Source organism: Rossellomorea orangium (genome assembly GCF_019334305.1).
Classification (GTDB): domain Bacteria; phylum Bacillota; class Bacilli; order Bacillales; family Bacillaceae_B; genus Rossellomorea.
The window spans coordinates 20,616-39,749 of sequence record NZ_JAHWGH010000010.1 but is presented as its reverse complement, the minus strand read 5'-3'; the positions used below and the strand labels follow the sequence as shown (position 1 = coordinate 39,749).

Here is a 19,134-nt window from a genome sequence, read left to right as displayed (position 1 = left end):
CTTCGGAATATAAAATATCCGAACAAATATATTAGATAATAACTGCTTTTTCAACAACTTCTACTAAACGGAAACGTTTTGTAGCAGATAGTGGACGAGTCTCCATGATACGTACGATATCGCCTACTTTTGCTTCGTTGTTCTCATCATGAGTTTTAAACTTCTTAGAGTACTTAACGCGCTTGCCGTATAGAGAATGCTTTTTATAAGTTTCTACCATAACCGTTACTGTTTTATCCATTTTGTCGGAAACAACACGGCCAGTGTATACCTTACGTTGGTTGCGGTCACTCATTTAAGCAAACCTCCTCTCATTTATCGATTGTTAACCCCGATCTCTCTTTCACGGATTACAGTTTTCATACGAGCGATCCCTTTGCGGACTTCACGGATGCGAGCTGTATTTTCTAATTGCCCAGTCGCAAGTTGGAAGCGAAGGTTAAATAACTCTTCTTTCAGAGTTTTTACTTTTTGTTCTATTTCAGCAGTGGTTAGGTCACGAATTTCATTAGTTTTCATTTGATTCACCACCAATTTCCTCACGTTTTACAAACTTCGTTTTGATTGGAAGTTTATGTGATGCTAGACGAAGTGCTTCACGAGCAACCTCTTCAGAAACACCAGCGATTTCAAACATGATTTTTCCAGGCTTAACTACTGCTACCCAACCTTCTGGAGCACCTTTACCTGAACCCATACGTACTTCTAAAGGCTTAGCAGTGTAAGGCTTATGAGGGAAGATTTTAATCCATACTTTACCGCCACGTTTCATGTAACGAGTCATAGCGATACGAGCTGATTCGATTTGACGGTTTGTGATCCAAGAAGCCTCAACTGCTTGTAAACCGTATTCACCGAACGCTACTTCTTGACCGCCTTTAGCACGTCCACGCATTTTTCCGCGGTGTTCGCGACGATGTTTAACGCGTTTAGGTAATAACATAATTATTTGCCTCCTTCCTCAGATTTCTTTCTTGTAGGAAGAACTTCTCCACGATAGATCCATACTTTAACGCCAAGCTTACCGTAAGTTGTGTCAGCTTCTGCATGAGCATAGTCAATGTCAGCGCGTAGTGTATGAAGTGGAACAGTACCTTCACTGTAATGTTCTGCACGAGCGATATCTGCTCCGCCTAGACGACCAGATACTTGTGTTTTAATTCCTTTTGCACCAGCACGCATCGCACGTTGGATTGATTGCTTCTGAGCACGACGGAAAGAAACACGGTTTTCTAATTGACGAGCGATGTTTTCAGCTACTAATTTAGCATCAACGTCAGCTCTTTTGATTTCAACGATGTTGATGTGTACACGTTTTGAAGTAAGTTCGTTAAGTGCTTTACGAAGTGCTTCAACTTCTGTACCACCTTTACCGATAACCATACCAGGCTTAGCTGTATGAACGGTAATGTTAATACGGTTTGCTGCGCGTTCGATTTCTACTTTAGAAACAGAAGCGTCAACTAAACGTTTTGCAATATATTCACGTACTTTAATGTCTTCGTGTAATAGATTAGCGTAATCTTTATCTGCGTACCATTTAGATTCCCAATCACGGATTATACCGACACGAAGTCCGACCGGATGTACTTTTTGACCCACAGCTTATCCCTCCTTCTTTTCTGATACGACAAGTGTAATGTGACTTGTACGTTTGTTGATTTGACTTGCACGTCCCATCGCACGAGGACGGAAACGTTTAAGTGTTGGTCCTTCATTTACATAAGCCTCAGTTACCACTAGGCTATTAATATCCATGTCAAAGTTGTGCTCTGCGTTCGCAATAGCAGACTTAAGTACTTTTTCGATTACTGGTGAAGCAGCTTTAGGTGTATGCTTTAAGATAGCAACCGCTTCTCCAACTTGCTTACCTCGGATTAGATCAACGACTAAACGTACTTTACGAGGAGCAATACGTACTGTTCTTGCAACAGCTTTTGCTTGCATTAGGATACCCTCCTCTCAATTAGCGTCTTGTTTTCTTATCATCACTTGCATGACCTTTGTAAGTACGAGATGGTGCGAATTCACCAAGCTTGTGTCCTACCATGTCTTCAGTGACGTATACAGGTACATGTTTACGACCATCGTAAACTGCGATAGTGTGACCGATGAATGCTGGGAAGATCGTTGAGCGACGAGACCAAGTTTTCACAACTTGTTTGCCTTCAGTTTCGTTCAATTTTTCGATCTTAGTCATTAAATGATCATCAACAAAAGGTCCTTTTTTTAAGCTACGACCCATGTTTGAACCTCCCTTCGTGATTGACCTACGGCTCTTTTCAGGAACCGTAGCACAATCCCGTTATTTTTTGCGACGACGCACAATAAATTTATCAGATTTGTTGTTTTTCTTACGTGTCTTGTATCCAAGAGTAGGTTTACCCCATGGAGACATTGGTGATTTACGTCCGATTGGAGCGCGTCCTTCACCACCACCGTGTGGGTGATCGTTAGGGTTCATTACAGAACCACGAACTGTTGGGCGTTTACCTAACCAACGAGAACGTCCTGCTTTACCAATGTTGATAAGTTCGTGTTGCTCATTTCCAACTTGACCTACAGTAGCACGACAAGCAGAAAGGATCATACGAGTTTCACCAGAGTTCAAACGTACAAGAACATATTTACCTTCTTTACCAAGTACTTGAGCAGATGTTCCAGCAGAACGAACCAACTGGCCACCTTTACCTGGTTTAAGTTCAATATTGTGTACGATTGTACCAACTGGGATGTTGATAAGTGGTAATGCATTACCTACTTTGATATCAGCTTCAGGTCCAGACATTACTTCCATACCTACTTCGATTGTTTTCGGAGCCAGGATGTAACGTTTTTCTCCATCAGCGTAATTGATTAGTGCAATGTTTGCAGAGCGGTTTGGATCGTATTCGATCGTAGCAACGCGTCCAGGTATACCATCTTTTTCACGTTTGAAATCGATGATACGGTATTGACGCTTATGACCGCCACCTTGATGACGAACTGTTAACTTACCTTGGTTGTTACGGCCACCCTTTTTGTGTAGGGGTGCTAAAAGTGACTTTTCCGGAGAATCTGTTGTGATTTCAGCGAAATCAGAACTAGTCATTCCGCGACGACCATTAGAGGTAGGTTTATACTTTTTAATCGCCATGTTTTTCCCTCCTCTTCTTAATTAAAGAATTTTATACTTCAAAGAATTCGATTTCTTTACTGTCAGCAGTAAGTTTAACGATAGCTTTACGACGCTTGTTAGTGTAACCAGCGTGTTTACCCATACGCTTGAACTTACCTTTGTAGTTCATGATGTTTACTTTATCTACTTTCACGTCAAAGATTTCTTGAACGGCGTCTTTTACTTGAGTTTTATTGGCTCTAGTATCAACTTCGAAAGTATATTTTTTCTCAGACATAAGATCAGTTGAAGCCTCTGTAATTACGGGGCGCTTAATGATTTCACGTACATCCATTATGCGAGCACCTCCTCTACTTTTTCAACAGCTGATTTAGTCATCACTAGTTTGTCATGTCCTAGTACGTCCAGAACGCTAATTCCTTCTGCAGCAACAACAGTTACACCAGGGATGTTACGAGCTGAAAGTGCTACGTTTTCGTCAAGACCGTCAGTGATTACTAATGTTTTAGAATCAACAGAAAGACCTTTAAGAACGTTAGCAAATTCTTTTGTTTTAGGAGCATCGAATGATAATGCTTCTAATACTAAGATGTTTTCTTCTACTACTTTAGAAGAAAGTGCAGATTTAATCGCTAAGCGACGAACTTTCTTAGGAAGTTTGTAGCTGTAGCTGCGTGGAACTGGTCCAAATACAGTACCACCACCGCGCCATTGTGGAGAACGGATTGACCCTTGACGAGCACGACCTGTTCCTTTTTGACGCCAAGGCTTACGCCCACCGCCACGTACTTCAGAACGATTTTTTACTTTGTGATTACCCTGGCGTAAAGAAGCTCTTTGCATCAATACTGCTTCAGTCATCACGTGTGTGTTTGGTTCAATACCAAAAACAGTGTCATTAAGTTCGATATCACCAACTTTAGAACCGCTTTGGTTAAATAATGCTACTTTCGGCATTCTTGTTTCCTCCTTTCTTGAAAAGTTCTATTAGTTTGCTTTAATAGCTGACTTTACTTTGATCAGTTGTTTCTTAGGGCCAGGTACATTACCTTTTACTAAGATAAGGTTACGCTCAGCATCAACTTTTACAATTTCAAGGTTTTGAATTGTAATTTGCTCTCCGCCCATACGTCCAGGTAGTAATTTACCTTTGAATACACGGTTTGGATCAACAGGACCCATTGAACCAGGACGACGGTGGTAACGAGAACCGTGAGACATTGGTCCGCGAGATTGGTTGTGACGCTTGATAGCACCTTGGAAACCTTTACCTTTTGAAACTCCTGTTACATCTACGATTTCGCCTGCTGCGAAAATATCAACTTTGACTTCTTGACCAACTTCGTACTCTTCTACGTTTACACCGCGGATTTCACGGATGAAGCGCTTAGGAGCAGTTTCAGCTTTAGCAACGTGGCCTCTCTCTGGTTTGTTAGAAAGCTTTTCACGTTTGTCTTCAAAACCTACTTGGATAGCTTCGTAGCCATCAACATCGATAGATTTCTTTTGAAGTACCACGTTTTGAGCAGCTTCGATAACAGTTACAGGGATAAGATCACCGTTTTCAGCGAAAACTTGAGTCATACCAATCTTTCTTCCTAAGATTCCTTTGGTCATAAGTCACACCTCCTAATTATTATGGTTTTTATGAATTAAAGTTTGATTTCGATATCTACACCTGATGGTAAGTCTAAACGCATAAGCGCATCAACTGTTTGAGGTGTTGGGTTTACAATGTCGATTAAGCGTTTGTGAGTACGCATTTCGAATTGCTCACGAGAATCTTTGTATTTGTGCACAGCACGTAAGATTGTGTAAACAGACTTTTCTGTTGGTAGTGGGATCGGTCCAGAAACCGCCGCACCAGAACGTTTTGCTGTTTCAACAATTTTCTCAGCTGATTGATCAAGAATTCTGTGATCATAAGCCTTTAAACGGATACGAATCTTTTGTTTTGCCATTATTTTCCCTCCTTTATCGCCTATTTTTGAATAGACATTCTCCACAGAAATTTCCCACACACTCGCCATGGCAAAGCGGCCGTGTGTGTCAGCAACCTTCTGTTTCATCGCAGTCAAAGACCAACATTGTCTATTATAACTAAAACACCCAGAAGAAGCAAGAGTTTCTTGCAATTTCTTTATGTTTTGCACACTTTCTCTATTATACAAACGAACCGTTACATTTTCAAGGTTATGTGGTATTTTCACAATATTTAATATAACAATTTCTATTAGATGCACTAACTGTTGCGTGAAAGTGAATTCTCTCTTGTTGATGAGCGACTGCATGTTGATTTCCTCTGCAGGCAGCTCGCTTTCCGCGGGGTGGGCGGTGAGCCTCCTCGGCTACGCCTGCGGGGTCTCACCTGTCCCACTTTTCCCGCAGGAGTCGAGCTGCCTTCCGTTCCAATCAACAATGGGTTACTTAATACACTGGCATAAAGATAATAGCTATAGGATTTTATATGATCTCGAAAGTACGAATGCGGTCATTAGCTCTAATGAAATTTCATTAAAATTTCAAGGACCACTATATATAGAAGAAAGTCGCAAATATATACATTCGTGTTAGATGTAAGTATCTTTCTACCTCATAAGTCAAAATGAGGGTGAGGTAAGAGAGTTTCAGCGGAGAAAAGTACGAAAATTCATTCCAGGTTCTTTGATCAATACCGAATATGTTAACCATTTTGTTGTTTATTCAAAAGCAGATTATGTGAACTTGGCAGTCGCCAGCTGTTGATTGGAGTGCAAGACGGAGACTCCTTCGGGAAAGCGAAATTGGTGAGACCCCGCAGGAGCGATAGCGACGAGGAGGCTCGCCTTTCGCCCGAGGAAAGCGGAGTCTTGCACGGAAATCAACAGCGGTGCAACAAACGATTCACCAATTTTTCCTATATATACATTTACCGTTTTGCAACAACTACTTATCTTCCCAATCCAAAAATTGAACACAAAAAAACAGATGGACAAAAAGTCCATCTGTTTTTAATATCATTGATTACTCAGTGATTGTAGCTACTACTCCAGCACCTACAGTACGTCCACCCTCACGGATAGAGAACTTAGTACCTTCTTCGATAGCGATTGGAGCGATAAGCTCAACAGTCATTTCGATGTTATCGCCAGGCATAACCATTTCTACACCTTCAGGAAGGTTACAGATACCAGTTACGTCAGTTGTACGGAAGTAGAACTGAGGGCGGTAGTTAGTGAAGAATGGAGTGTGACGTCCACCTTCTTCTTTAGAAAGAACATAAACTTCTGCTTTGAACTTAGTGTGTGGAGTGATTGTACCTGGCTTAGCAAGTACTTGTCCACGTTGGATATCTTCACGAGCTACACCACGAAGTAGTGCACCGATGTTGTCTCCAGCTTCAGCATAGTCAAGAAGCTTACGGAACATTTCTACACCTGTTACAGTAGTAGATTTTGGCTCTTCAGAAAGACCGATGATGTCGATAGTGTCTCCAACTTTAACTTGTCCACGCTCAACACGACCTGTAGCAACTGTTCCACGACCTGTGATTGAGAATACGTCCTCAACAGGCATCATGAATGGCTTGTCAGTGTCACGCTCTGGAGTTGGGATGTAGCTATCTACAGCTTCCATAAGTTCGAAGATTTTCGCTTCCCACTCAGCATCTCCTTCAAGAGCTTTAAGAGCAGAACCTTTGATTACTGGTACGTCATCGCCAGGGAAATCGTACTCAGAAAGAAGGTCACGTACTTCCATTTCTACTAATTCAAGTAGTTCTTCGTCGTCTACCATGTCACATTTGTTCATGAATACAACTAGGTATGGAACACCTACTTGACGAGAAAGAAGGATGTGCTCACGAGTTTGTGGCATTGGGCCATCAGCAGCAGATACTACTAGGATCCCACCATCCATTTGTGCAGCACCAGTGATCATGTTTTTAACATAGTCAGCATGTCCTGGGCAGTCAACGTGTGCATAGTGACGAGTATCAGTTTCATACTCAACGTGTGCAGTAGAGATTGTGATTCCACGTTCTCTTTCTTCTGGAGCACCGTCGATTTGGTCATATGCCATTGCAGTTCCACGACCATACTTCTTGTGAAGTGTAGTTGTGATTGCAGCTGTTAGAGTTGTTTTACCGTGGTCAACGTGACCGATTGTACCGATATTCGCATGTTGCTTGGAACGATCAAATTTTTCCTTACCCATTTGAAAATCCTCCTTTGATTTTAAAGAAAATAAGTATATTTTGGGTGCCTCAGAGACGGTTATATCACCATCTCTGACACAACAATTGCTTACATTAGTATTTATACTTTATAAAAGCGAATAAATCAATTATTCACCTTTATTTTTTTTGATGATTTCTTCAGAAATCGACTTAGGTACTTCTTCGTAGTGATCGAAGTGCATAGAGTATGTTCCACGTCCTTGTGTGTTAGAACGAAGGGAAGTTGCATATCCAAACATTTCTGATAGAGGTACGAACGCTTTAACGACTTGAGCGTTACCGCGTGCTTCCATACCTTCTACGCGTCCACGACGGGAAGTAACGTCACCCATGATATCTCCAAGGTATTCCTCAGGGATAACAACCTCAACCTTCATCATTGGCTCAAGGATAACTGGCTTACATTTAGAAGCAGCATTCTTAAGGGCCATTGATGCAGCGATTTTGAACGCCATCTCAGATGAGTCGACGTCATGGTATGAACCATCGAATAATCTTGCTTTAACATCAACAAGTGGGAATCCAGCTAATACTCCGTTTTCCAGAGCATCTTGTAGACCGGCTTGTACTGCAGGGATGTATTCACGAGGAACAACCCCACCGACGATACCGTTTTCGAATTCGAATCCTTTACCTTCTTCGTTAGGCGCGAATTCAATCCAAACGTGTCCGAATTGTCCACGTCCACCTGATTGACGAGCGAACTTACCTTCAACTTTAGCCGTATCACGGAAAGTTTCGCGGTAAGATACTTGAGGAGCACCTACGTTTGCTTCTACTTTGAATTCACGTTTCATACGGTCAACGATGATATCTAAGTGAAGCTCACCCATACCGGCAATGATAACCTGTCCAGTTTCCTGGTCAGTATGCGCACGGAATGTTGGATCTTCCTCTTGTAGTTTTTGTAGAGCAGTTGTCATTTTATCTTGGTCAGCCTTAGATTTAGGCTCAACAGATAGAGAGATAACCGGCTCTGGGAATACCATTGATTCTAAGATAACAAGGTTCTTTTCATCACATAGTGTATCTCCAGTACTAGTATCTTTCAGACCAACCGCTGCTGCGATATCCCCAGCATACACTTGGGAGATTTCTTCACGGGAGTTAGCGTGCATTTGCAGGATACGACCTACACGTTCACGTTTTCCTTTAGAAGAGTTTCTTACGTAGGAACCTGATTCAAGTACACCAGAGTAAACACGGAAGAATGTTAATTTACCAACATAAGGGTCAGTTGCAACTTTGAACGCTAAAGCAGAGAATGGAGCTTCGTCTGAAGATGGACGAGTCACTTCTTCTTCTGTTTCAGGTACAAAACCTTTGATATCTTCAACATCTGTTGGTGCTGGAAGATAATCGATAACTGAGTCAATTAGTAATTGAACCCCTTTGTTCTTGAATGCAGATCCACATACTACCGGGTAGAACTCGACAGTTAGTGTAGCCGCACGGATAGCAGCTTTGATTTCTTCGTTAGAAAGTTCTTCACCTTCTAAGTACTTCATCATAAGCTCTTCATCAAGTTCAGATACAGCTTCAATTAGCTTTCCGCGGTATTCTTCAGCTTGATCTTTGTACTCTTCAGGAATGTCACGAGCTTCTGCACGTGTTCCAAGATCATCTTCATAGAAATAAGCTTTCATTTCTACTAAGTCGATGATACCTTCGAAGTCATCCTCAGCACCGATTGGAAGCTGAATTGGATGTGCATTAGCTTGTAGACGCTCATGTAGTGTACCTACAGAGTAAAGGAAGTCAGCACCGATTTTGTCCATTTTGTTAACGAACACAACACGGGGAACCCCGTAAGTTGTTGCTTGGCGCCATACAGTTTCAGTTTGTGGCTCAACACCAGATTGAGCATCAAGTACTGCTACTGCACCATCAAGTACACGCAGGGAACGCTCAACTTCAACAGTGAAGTCTACGTGTCCCGGAGTATCGATGATGTTAATACGATGGCCTTTCCATTGGGCTGTTGTCGCAGCAGAAGTGATTGTGATACCACGTTCTTGCTCTTGCTCCATCCAGTCCATTTGAGAAGCACCTTCGTGAGTTTCTCCAATTTTATGGATACGACCTGTATAAAATAGGATACGCTCAGTTGCAGTTGTTTTACCAGCATCGATGTGAGCCATGATACCGATATTACGAGTGTTTTCTAAGGAGAACTCTCTAGGCATGCGGTCTTTCTCCTTCCTTATATGAGAATAATTTGATTGTTTTTGATCAGATTACCAACGATAGTGAGCAAACGCTTTGTTCGCTTCAGCCATCTTGTGTGTATCTTCACGCTTCTTGACAGAAGCACCAGTGTTGTTAGCTGCATCAAGGATTTCGTTAGCTAAACGCTCTTCCATTGTCTTCTCACCGCGAAGACGAGAGTAGTTTACTAACCAACGAAGACCTAATGTAGTACGACGCTCTGGACGCACCTCTACAGGTACTTGATAGTTTGAACCACCTACACGACGAGCTTTTACTTCTAATACCGGCATGATATTTTTTAAAGCTGCATCGAATACTTCCATTGCATCTTTACCTGAACGCTCGCTAATGATATCAAACGCTGCGTATAATTTCTTTTGAGCTTTACCTCTTTTACCGTCAATCATGATTTTGTTGATTAAACGAGTAACTAATTTAGAATTGTACATTGGATCAGGTAAAACGTCTCTTTTTGCTACAGGACCTTTACGTGGCATGTGATTTCCTCCTTTCAACGAGAAATGAATTTATTGTTGTTTTATTATTTTTTAGCTGCTTTAGGGCGCTTAGTTCCGTATTTAGAACGTCCTTGCATACGGCCGTCAACTCCAGCTGTATCAAGCGCACCACGTACGATGTGATAACGTACCCCTGGTAAATCCTTTACACGTCCTCCGCGAATAAGAACAACACTGTGCTCTTGAAGGTTATGTCCGATACCAGGAATGTAAGCAGTAACCTCGATTCCATTAGTCAAACGAACACGAGCATATTTACGTAAAGCCGAGTTCGGTTTCTTTGGAGTCATTGTACCAACACGAGTACATACACCACGTTTTTGTGGAGAAGACAAGTTCGTGTGCACCTTCTTAAAGCTGTTATAACCTTTGTTAAGAGCTGGTGACTTTGATTTTGTTGATTTTGACTGACGAGGCTTGCGAACTAATTGGTTAATAGTTGGCATTTTGTTTTCCTCCCTTCTTATTTGGTAAGCCCACACATCCAGGTGGTTCTTTTTTGGGTAAAAGTAAAGTTTTTGTAGATTCTTTCTACAAAAACTATTTTACTGTATAATCGCAACAGCTGCTGCTCCAACATCTATTCCGCACGATTTACCAAGTTTCTTCATCGAATCCACTTTGTTAACCTGTACATTAAGATCAATCGCGGCCTGAACGACTTTGGCTGTAACCTTGGGATCAGCATCCTCCGCAATTACAACTTCCGTTACATGACCTGTTTTTAGAGCTTTCACTGCTTGCTTTGTTCCTACAATAATTTCTTTAGCCTGCGCTACTTTTTCATAAGACATTTCATATCCTCCAAAGTAACAGGTTATTAATAGGAGCAACCTTGAATATATTATCATCTTAAAATCTCTATGTCAACATAGATTTAAAAGATTTATAAAAGCTAACTCTTAAGACTGTTGTTTGAGCAATCAAACCCGCCTAAGAGTTAGCCTAAATAGATTACTCTACTGTTACTGTTTCTTCACTAGTATCTTCAGCTAGCACCGGTTCTGCCTTGCGGTAACGTTGCATACCCGTACCTGCAGGGACCAGTTTACCAATGATAACATTTTCTTTCAATCCTAGTAACTCATCACGTTTTCCTTTAATGGCAGCGTCCGTCAACACACGAGTTGTTTCCTGGAACGAAGCCGCAGATAAGAAGGAATCCGTTTCAAGCGAAGCTTTGGTGATTCCGAGCAGTACAGGGCGTCCTGTCGCCGGAAGCTTACCGCCGAATAATGCTTTTTCATTCGCATCTCTGAATTGATGGATATCCATAAGAGTACCCGGAAGCACCTCAGATTCACCAGCATCGATGACACGAACTTTACGAAGCATTTGACGGACCATAACCTCAACGTGCTTGTCGCCGATTTCAACCCCTTGCATACGGTATACCTTTTGTACTTCGCGCAGCAAGTATTCTTGAACAGCGGACACATCACGGACTTTAAGAAGTTCTTTAGGATCGATCGAACCTTCAGTGATTTCCTGACCGCGTGCGACTTTATCGTTCACAGCGAACTTCAGGCGCGCTGTGTAAGGAGCTGTGTAACTTCTTGTTTCCACATCACCTTGCACGGTAATTTCGTACTGACGATCTTTACCTTCACTGATGGAAGTGATCACACCATCAATTTCAGAAATGACAGCTTGACCTTTCGGATTACGCGCTTCGAAGATCTCTTGGATACGCGGTAAACCTTGAGTGATATCGTCTCCTGCAACCCCACCTGTATGGAACGTACGCATCGTTAACTGAGTACCCGGTTCCCCGATGGATTGAGCAGCGATGATACCGACAGCTTCCCCGACTTCGACTTTTTGACCTGTTGCTAGGTTTGTTCCGTAACATTTTTCACATACTCCGTGTCTTGTGTTACATGTGAAGGCAGAACGGATCGAAACATGTTCGACACCAGCATCAATGATCGTCTTAGCCAGATCTTCTGTGATCAACTGATTTTCTGTGATGATGATTTCATCTGTCTCAGGATGACGCAATGTTTTGCGTGAGTAACGACCGAGTAAACGTTCTTCAAGGGGTTCGATGATTTCGGTACCCTCTTTAATGGAGCCTACAAGTAGGCCTCTGTCCGTTCCACAGTCTTCTTCACGAACGATAACGTCCTGGGCAACGTCAACAAGTCGACGTGTCAAGTAACCTGAGTCAGCAGTCTTCAGTGCTGTATCGGCAAGACCTTTACGGGCACCGTGTGTAGAGATGAAGTATTCAAGAACCGTCAGACCTTCACGGAAACTTGATTTGATCGGTAACTCGATGATACGACCAGCCGGGTTGGCCATCAGTCCACGCATACCGGCAAGCTGAGTGAAGTTAGATGCGTTACCACGGGCACCTGAGTCACTCATCATGAAGATCGGGTTGCGTTTATCCAATGTAGCCATTAACTTACCTTGAATCGTATCTTTCGCAGCACTCCAGATGGAGATGACACGATCATATCTTTCATCTTCTGTAATGAGACCACGTTTGAATTGCTTCAATACGTTGTCTACCTTACTTTGGGCTTCAATCAGGATTTCCTCTTTTTCCGCTAATACTACGATATCTGCGATACCTACAGTAATACCGGCTTTAGTGGAATATTTAAATCCAAGGTCCTTCATCTTATCAAGCATACGAGATGTTTCCGTGATGGCAAACTTCTTGAATACTTCCGCAATGATATTCCCTAAGAAACCTTTTTTGAATGGGTTAATTAACTCACGATTTTGGAATACTTCCTTAACGTCCGTCGATGGATCAACAAAGTAGTTCTCAGGAGTTGCAACTTCCAAGTTCGTTCTTGTTGGCTCATTAATGAACGGGAATGTATCAGGTAAGATTTCATTAAAGATCACTTTACCTACCGTAGTTAATAGTAATTGTTTATTTTGCTTATCAGTGAACGTTTTGTTATTGATGGTGCTTGCATGGATCGCAATTCGGGTATGCAAGTGTACATAACCGTTTTGATATGCAAGGATGACCTCATTTGCATCGTTGAAAATCATTCCTTCACCAACAGCATTTTCACGTTCAAGTGTCAGGTAATAGTTACCTAGTACCATATCCTGGGACGGAGTAACAACCGGTTTACCGTCTTTCGGATTAAGGATGTTTTGGGCAGCAAGCATGAGCATGCGTGCTTCAGCTTGTGCTTCAGAAGATAGTGGTACGTGAACCGCCATTTGGTCACCATCGAAATCCGCATTGTATGCCGTACATACAAGTGGGTGAAGACGGATCGCTCTACCTTCGACAAGAGTTGGTTCAAATGCTTGAATACCAAGTCTGTGAAGAGTAGGTGCACGGTTTAAAAGAACTGGATGTTCTTTGATAACCCCTTCTAATACATCCCATACTTCCGGCTGTACACGTTCGATTTTGCGCTTCGCACTCTTAATGTTGTGAGCCAGACCTTTTTCAACGAGTTCTTTCATGACGAATGGTTTGAATAACTCAAGAGCCATTTCTTTAGGAAGACCACATTGGTACATCTTAAGATTCGGACCAACAACGATTACAGAACGACCGGAATAATCGACACGCTTACCAAGAAGGTTCTGACGGAAACGACCTTGCTTCCCTTTAAGCATATGTGAAAGGGATTTTAATGGGCGGTTACCCGGTCCAGTAACTGGACGGCCACGACGACCATTATCAATTAAAGCATCAACCGCTTCTTGAAGCATACGCTTCTCATTTTGAACGATGATGCTTGGAGCACCAAGGTCCAATAAACGTTTAAGTCGGTTATTACGGTTAATAACACGACGATATAAATCATTCAAGTCAGAAGTCGCAAAGCGTCCACCGTCAAGTTGAACCATCGGGCGAAGCTCTGGAGGAATGACAGGAAGTACATCAAGAATCATCCAATCCGGATCATTTCCTGAGTTTCTGAAAGATTCCACCACTTCTAAACGTTTGATTGCACGGGTACGGCGTTGACCTTGAGCTGTTTTCAGTTCTTCTTTCAAGAAATCAGCTTCTTTATCCAGGTCAATGTCTTGAAGAAGCTTTTTAATCGCTTCCGCTCCCATTGCAGCTTGGAATTTCACTCCGTATTTCTCACGGTACGCACGGTACTCTTTTTCAGAAAGAAGTTGCTTTCTCTCAAGAGCCGTGTCGCCTGGTTCTGTTACAACATAAGAAGCGAAGTAGATGACTTCTTCCAGAGCACGCGGGGACATGTCTAACACAAGACCCATACGGCTAGGGATTCCTTTGAAGTACCAGATATGAGATACAGGTGCAGCAAGTTCGATGTGACCCATACGTTCACGACGGACTTTAGCCTTTGTTACTTCAACACCACAGCGGTCACAAACAACGCCTTTATAACGTACACGTTTGTATTTACCACAGTGACATTCCCAGTCCTTTGTAGGACCAAAGATACGTTCACAGAACAAACCATCTTTTTCTGGTTTTAACGTACGATAGTTAATCGTTTCAGGCTTTTTAACCTCCCCGAAAGACCACGAACGGATCTTATCGGGGGAAGCTAAACCAATTTTCATATACTCAAAATTATTTACATCTAGCAAGGGGCCTACCTCCCTTTTAATCTACAGGCTCTAACCCTAATTGCTCTAAATTTATTCTTTCGACCCTACTGTCTCGGATTCTTGTGCATTAGATTCAGAGATATTTAGCGTGTCTGCTTGTTGTACTTCTTCTTCATCCTCTAAGTCACGCATTTCAATTTCTTCTTCGTTACTAGAGAGGATCTTAACATCCATACCTAAACTTTGAAGCTCTTTGATCAGAACTTTGAATGATTCCGGAACACCAGGTTCAGGAACGTTTTCACCTTTGACAATGGCTTCATATGTTTTCACACGACCTACAACATCATCTGATTTGACTGTCAGAATCTCTTGTAGAGTGTAAGCGGCACCGTATGCTTCTAGTGCCCATACCTCCATCTCACCGAAACGCTGTCCACCGAATTGAGCTTTACCACCCAACGGCTGCTGCGTAACAAGCGAGTAAGGACCTGTTGAACGAGCGTGAAGTTTGTCATCAACCATGTGAGCAAGTTTGATCATATACATGATTCCTACTGATACACGGTTGTCAAATGGTTCACCTGTTCTTCCATCGTAAAGAACGGTTTTCGCATCACGTGCCATCCCCGCCTCTTCGATGGTTGCCCAAACGTCTTCCTCACGCGCTCCATCAAATACTGGTGAAGCAACATGAATACCAAGATATCTGGCTGCCATACCCAAGTGAAGCTCAAGCACCTGTCCGATATTCATACGAGATGGTACCCCTAGTGGGTTAAGCATGATATCGATCGGTGTACCGTCCGGTAAGAACGGCATGTCTTCTTCAGGAAGGATTCTTGAGATAACACCTTTGTTACCGTGACGACCAGCCATTTTGTCACCTTCAGAAATCTTACGCTTCTGAACGATGTATACACGTACAAGCTGATTCACACCTGGTGGTAATTCGTCGCCGTCTTCACGGTTGAAGACTTTAACATCGAGGATGATTCCTCCTCCACCATGTGGTACACGAAGAGATGTATCCCGTACTTCACGAGCTTTCTCACCGAAGATTGCATGTAATAAGCGCTCTTCAGCCGTCAGCTCAGTCACACCTTTAGGCGTTACTTTACCGACAAGTAAATCGCCATCTTTCACTTCAGCCCCGATGCGGATGATTCCACGCTCATCAAGATTGCGCAGTGCATCTTCACCAACGTTTGGAATATCACGAGTGATCTCTTCAGGTCCCAATTTCGTATCACGAGATTCAGACTCATATTCTTCAATATGAATAGAAGTATATACATCGTCTTTTACAAGACGTTCACTCATGATGATCGCATCTTCATAGTTGTAACCGTCCCAAGTCATGAATCCAACCATTACGTTACGTCCTAAGGCGAGTTCACCTTTCTCCATGGAAGGACCATCAGCAAGGATTTCTCCTTTAACTACACGGTCGCCTTCACTTACGATCGGACGCTGGTTGTAACATGTACCTTGGTTAGAACGGATGAACTTCTGCATACGATACTTATCGAGGTCACCTTTTACTTCCTGACCATCGATTTCTTTCACACGACGCACCCAAACTTGTTTCGCTTCAACTTTTTCTACGATACCCTCATATTTACAAATCACGGCTGCACCGGAGTCTTTCGCAGATACGTGTTCCATACCTGTTCCGACGATTGGTGATTCCGGATTCATCAAAGGTACTGCTTGACGTTGCATGTTCGCTCCCATTAGAGCACGGTTGGAGTCATCATTCTCTAAGAATGGAATACATGCAGTCGCTGCTGATACTACTTGTTTAGGGGATACATCCATATAGTCAAGACGTTCACGCTTGATGACCGTGTTCTCACCACGGAAACGAGCGATGACTTCTTCATCAAGGAACGCGCCGTCTTCTCCAAGGCGTGCGTTTGCTTGAGCCACTACATAGTTATCTTCTTCGTCAGCTGTCAGGTAATCGATGCGATCGGTTACCTTTCCTGTATCAGGGTCGACACGACGATACGGTGTTTCAATAAAGCCGAATTTATTCACTTTCGCAAATGAGGAAAGTGAGTTGATCAGTCCGATGTTCGGACCCTCAGGTGTTTCAATCGGGCACATACGTCCATAGTGGGAGTAATGTACGTCACGCACTTCGAAACCGGCACGTTCACGTGTTAATCCACCAGGCCCTAATGCAGATAGACGACGTTTGTGCGTTAATTCTGCAAGAGGATTTGTTTGGTCCATGAATTGAGACAATTGAGAGCTTCCAAAGAACTCTTTAATAGATGCAATAACAGGACGGATGTTGATCAGTTGTTGAGGTGTGATCGTGTTCGTGTCCTGAATGGACATTCTTTCACGAACGACACGCTCCATACGTGATAAACCGATACGGAATTGGTTCTGTAGCAATTCACCAACCGAACGTAAACGACGGTTACCTAAATGGTCAATATCATCTGTCAGTCCTACTCCATGTAATAAGTTAAAGAAGTAAGAGATGGAAGAGATGATATCAGCAGGTGTAATGTACTTAACCTCTTCTTCAACATACGCATTGCTGATTACGTTGATTTCGAATTCTCCTTCTTCGTTAGGAGAATAAATCTTGATAGATTGAAGAACGACGTCTTCTTCTAATACGCCGCCGGACTGTTGGTAGTTTTTGAAACCAATGCCGTTTTCTAAATAAGGGATTACCTTATCAAGGGCGCGTCGGTCAAGAGCCGTGCCTTTCTCTGCCAGAATCTCTCCCGTTTCCGGATCTGCTAGAGTTTCTGCTAGAGTCTGACCGAATAAACGGTTTTTGATGTGTAGCTTTTTGTTCATTTTGTAACGTCCAACGTTTGCTAAGTCATAACGCTTAGGATCAAAGAAACGAGAAACGAGTAAACTTTTAGCATTTTCTACAGTAGGAGGCTCTCCTGGACGCAGACGCTCATAAATCTCGAGCAATGCCTTGTCGATACCTTCCGTGTTGTCTTTCTCGAGTGTGTTACGAATGTACTCATTATCACCGATCAGATCGATGATTTCTTGATCAGAGCCAAACCCAAGGGCACGTAAAAGAACCGTTACCGGTAGTTTGCGAGTTCGATCAATTCGCACATATACAACATCTTTTGCATCTGTTTCATACTCAAGCCAAGCTCCGCGGTTTGGTATAACGGTAGCAGTAAACCCTTTCTTTCCGTTCTTATCTACTTTTCCACTAAAGTAAACACTAGGTGAACGTACTAGCTGAGAAACGATAACGCGCTCAGCACCATTAATGACAAAGGTTCCTGTGTCTGTCATTAATGGGAAATCACCCATAAATACGTCTTGATCCTTTACTTCTCCTGTTTCTTTGTTCACAAGACGGACTTTCACTCTAAGCGGTGCAGAGTAAGTAACATCTCTTTCCTTTGATTCTTCCACCGAGTACTTTGGCTCTCCCAGACTATAATCAATAAATTCCAAAGAGAGATTACCAGTGAAGTCCTCAATCGGAGAAATGTCACGGAACATTTCTCTTAACCCCTCATCAAGAAACCATTGATACGAGGAAGTTTGAATTTCGATTAGATTCGGTAATTCTAAAACTTCACTGATACGCGCAAAACTTCTGCGTTGGCGGTGTCGTCCATACTGAACTAGTTGACCTGTCAACTGATTCACCCCTCAAATCAAGCGTTTTGGTTGTGTCTATATGCCTCAAAGTAGGATTTCTACTCTACACAAGACAAAAAGAAAAAGGGTTTTAATGATAAAACCTCATTTTCATATGACGAACTATTATTTTATAATCTTTTCCAATTTATCCAACATATATACATATGGACATATTACCGGAAAATAATATTTTTGCATTTTATAATGTTATCATAGCAATAAAGTTACGTCAACGGATTTCTTTTACCGATTTCAAGATGTAGTATCCCTTTTTCCTTGCAACGATTTCTACATTTGAAAACAATGTTTCCATTTTATCCATGGCAGATGGAGCGCCTTGCTTCTTCTGAATAACAACCCACAATTCTCCCAGTTCCGAAAGATGCTCGTAACTATTTTCAAGTATGGAATGAACCGTCTCTTTACCAGCACGAATCGGCGGATTTGTTAAAATGGCAGCAAAATTCTTTTCAACGACCTTTGAATATCGGTCACTTTGATAGATTCTGACGTTTTGAACTTTATTCTCCTTCGCATTTTCCTGCGCCAAAGATAAAGCTCTCTCATTTACATCAACCATATGGACCGTTCGATCATGATAATCTTTAGCTAAGGACAAGCCGATAGGGCCATACCCGCAACCGACATCCAATAACGGACCTTCCGCATCGGGTAATTCAAACGTTTCAATCAACACCCTAGATCCAAAGTCCACTTCCTTCTTCGAGAAAACACCCTGATCCGTTTTAAAACGGAACGGTTGTCCCCTTAATTCAAAGGTTATGGTTTGGGGGTTACTTTCTACATCCGGGTTATGAGAATAATAGTGATCGGTCATTATATCATCTCCATCCATTTGTGACTCCCGCCTGTTGACCACCCTCATTAAGACGCGAGGACAGATG

The 19,134-nt window shown here is 42.4% G+C and carries 19 protein-coding genes and 1 pseudogene; 1 reads left to right on the top strand and 19 read right to left on the bottom strand.

Annotated elements, in window-relative coordinates; all coding sequences use genetic code 11:
* Positions 1–31 precede the first annotated feature (31 nt).
* From rpsQ to rpsJ, 11 genes are read right to left on the bottom strand one after another with little or no spacing between them, the layout of a single operon-like run.
* Complete coding sequence (gene rpsQ, locus KYJ26_RS05985) at positions 32–295, bottom strand: 30S ribosomal protein S17 (protein ID WP_032085279.1); 264 nt, start codon at positions 293–295, stop codon at positions 32–34.
* A gap of 20 nt (positions 296–315) precedes the next feature.
* Positions 316–519, bottom strand: coding sequence for a 50S ribosomal protein L29 (gene rpmC / locus KYJ26_RS05980; protein WP_032085278.1), 204 nt, complete (start codon positions 517–519; stop codon positions 316–318).
* A complete protein-coding gene (gene rplP / locus KYJ26_RS05975; RefSeq protein ID WP_034765971.1) occupies positions 509–943 on the bottom strand; it encodes a 50S ribosomal protein L16 in 435 nt (144 codons plus the stop codon). Before rplP ends, rpmC begins: the two co-directional genes overlap by 11 nt.
* 2 nt (positions 944–945) lie before the next feature.
* Entirely contained in the window at positions 946–1,602 is a 657-nt protein-coding gene (gene rpsC / locus KYJ26_RS05970; RefSeq protein WP_034765973.1) for a 30S ribosomal protein S3, read from the bottom strand.
* Positions 1,603–1,605: 3 nt separating this feature from the next.
* On the bottom strand, positions 1,606–1,947 hold the full coding sequence (rplV, locus tag KYJ26_RS05965; protein WP_034765976.1) for a 50S ribosomal protein L22: 342 nt from the start codon (positions 1,945–1,947) through the stop codon (positions 1,606–1,608).
* A 19-nt stretch (positions 1,948–1,966) separates the two neighbouring features.
* Entirely contained in the window at positions 1,967–2,245 is a 279-nt protein-coding gene (gene rpsS, locus KYJ26_RS05960; RefSeq protein WP_034765978.1) for a 30S ribosomal protein S19, read from the bottom strand.
* 60 nt (positions 2,246–2,305) lie between these two features.
* Complete coding sequence (gene rplB / locus KYJ26_RS05955; protein WP_044340525.1) at positions 2,306–3,136, bottom strand: 50S ribosomal protein L2; 831 nt, start codon at positions 3,134–3,136, stop codon at positions 2,306–2,308.
* Between the two features lie 31 nt (positions 3,137–3,167).
* The gene (rplW, locus tag KYJ26_RS05950; RefSeq protein WP_211201344.1) at positions 3,168–3,452 is read right to left on the bottom strand and encodes a 50S ribosomal protein L23; all 285 of its coding nucleotides are present in this window, start codon (positions 3,450–3,452) and stop codon (positions 3,168–3,170) included.
* Complete coding sequence (gene rplD, locus KYJ26_RS05945) at positions 3,452–4,075, bottom strand: 50S ribosomal protein L4 (protein ID WP_219166396.1); 624 nt, start codon at positions 4,073–4,075, stop codon at positions 3,452–3,454. The genes rplW and rplD overlap by 1 nt, the downstream gene beginning before the upstream one ends.
* A gap of 30 nt (positions 4,076–4,105) precedes the next feature.
* Complete coding sequence (gene rplC, locus KYJ26_RS05940; RefSeq protein ID WP_044340523.1) at positions 4,106–4,735, bottom strand: 50S ribosomal protein L3; 630 nt, start codon at positions 4,733–4,735, stop codon at positions 4,106–4,108.
* Between the two features lie 35 nt (positions 4,736–4,770).
* Positions 4,771–5,079 carry a 30S ribosomal protein S10 gene (rpsJ, locus tag KYJ26_RS05935; protein ID WP_007085291.1) on the bottom strand — a complete coding sequence of 103 codons (309 nt, stop codon included), beginning with the start codon at positions 5,077–5,079 and terminating at the stop codon, positions 4,771–4,773.
* 780 nt (positions 5,080–5,859) lie between these two features.
* On the opposite strand from rpsJ, the pseudogene KYJ26_RS23905 reads away from it, so the two are divergent.
* Positions 5,860–6,071: pseudogene (locus tag KYJ26_RS23905) on the top strand (hypothetical protein).
* 50 nt (positions 6,072–6,121) lie between these two features.
* On the opposite strand, the gene tuf reads toward KYJ26_RS23905, so the two are convergent.
* From tuf to KYJ26_RS05895, 8 genes are all read right to left on the bottom strand, one after another.
* On the bottom strand, positions 6,122–7,312 hold the full coding sequence (gene tuf / locus KYJ26_RS05930; protein WP_034765989.1) for an elongation factor Tu: 1,191 nt from the start codon (positions 7,310–7,312) through the stop codon (positions 6,122–6,124).
* Between the two features lie 129 nt (positions 7,313–7,441).
* Positions 7,442–9,520 (bottom strand): elongation factor G, encoded by a 2,079-nt coding sequence (gene fusA, locus KYJ26_RS05925; RefSeq protein WP_219166395.1) that lies wholly within the window; start codon positions 9,518–9,520, stop codon positions 7,442–7,444.
* Between the two features lie 51 nt (positions 9,521–9,571).
* Positions 9,572–10,042 carry a 30S ribosomal protein S7 gene (rpsG, locus tag KYJ26_RS05920; RefSeq protein ID WP_034765993.1) on the bottom strand — a complete coding sequence of 157 codons (471 nt, stop codon included), beginning with the start codon at positions 10,040–10,042 and terminating at the stop codon, positions 9,572–9,574.
* A 44-nt stretch (positions 10,043–10,086) separates the two neighbouring features.
* Entirely contained in the window at positions 10,087–10,509 is a 423-nt protein-coding gene (rpsL, locus tag KYJ26_RS05915) for a 30S ribosomal protein S12 (RefSeq protein WP_034765995.1), read from the bottom strand.
* A gap of 99 nt (positions 10,510–10,608) precedes the next feature.
* Complete coding sequence (locus KYJ26_RS05910; RefSeq protein ID WP_219166394.1) at positions 10,609–10,857, bottom strand: 50S ribosomal protein L7ae-like protein; 249 nt, start codon at positions 10,855–10,857, stop codon at positions 10,609–10,611.
* 160 nt (positions 10,858–11,017) lie between these two features.
* Positions 11,018–14,617 carry a DNA-directed RNA polymerase subunit beta' gene (gene rpoC, locus KYJ26_RS05905; protein ID WP_219166393.1) on the bottom strand — a complete coding sequence of 1,200 codons (3,600 nt, stop codon included), beginning with the start codon at positions 14,615–14,617 and terminating at the stop codon, positions 11,018–11,020.
* A 51-nt stretch (positions 14,618–14,668) separates the two neighbouring features.
* A complete protein-coding gene (gene rpoB / locus KYJ26_RS05900) occupies positions 14,669–18,226 on the bottom strand; it encodes a DNA-directed RNA polymerase subunit beta (RefSeq protein ID WP_219166392.1) in 3,558 nt (1,185 codons plus the stop codon).
* Between the two features lie 232 nt (positions 18,227–18,458).
* Entirely contained in the window at positions 18,459–19,067 is a 609-nt protein-coding gene (locus KYJ26_RS05895) for a class I SAM-dependent methyltransferase (RefSeq protein ID WP_219166411.1), read from the bottom strand.
* Positions 19,068–19,134: the final 67 nt, after the last annotated feature.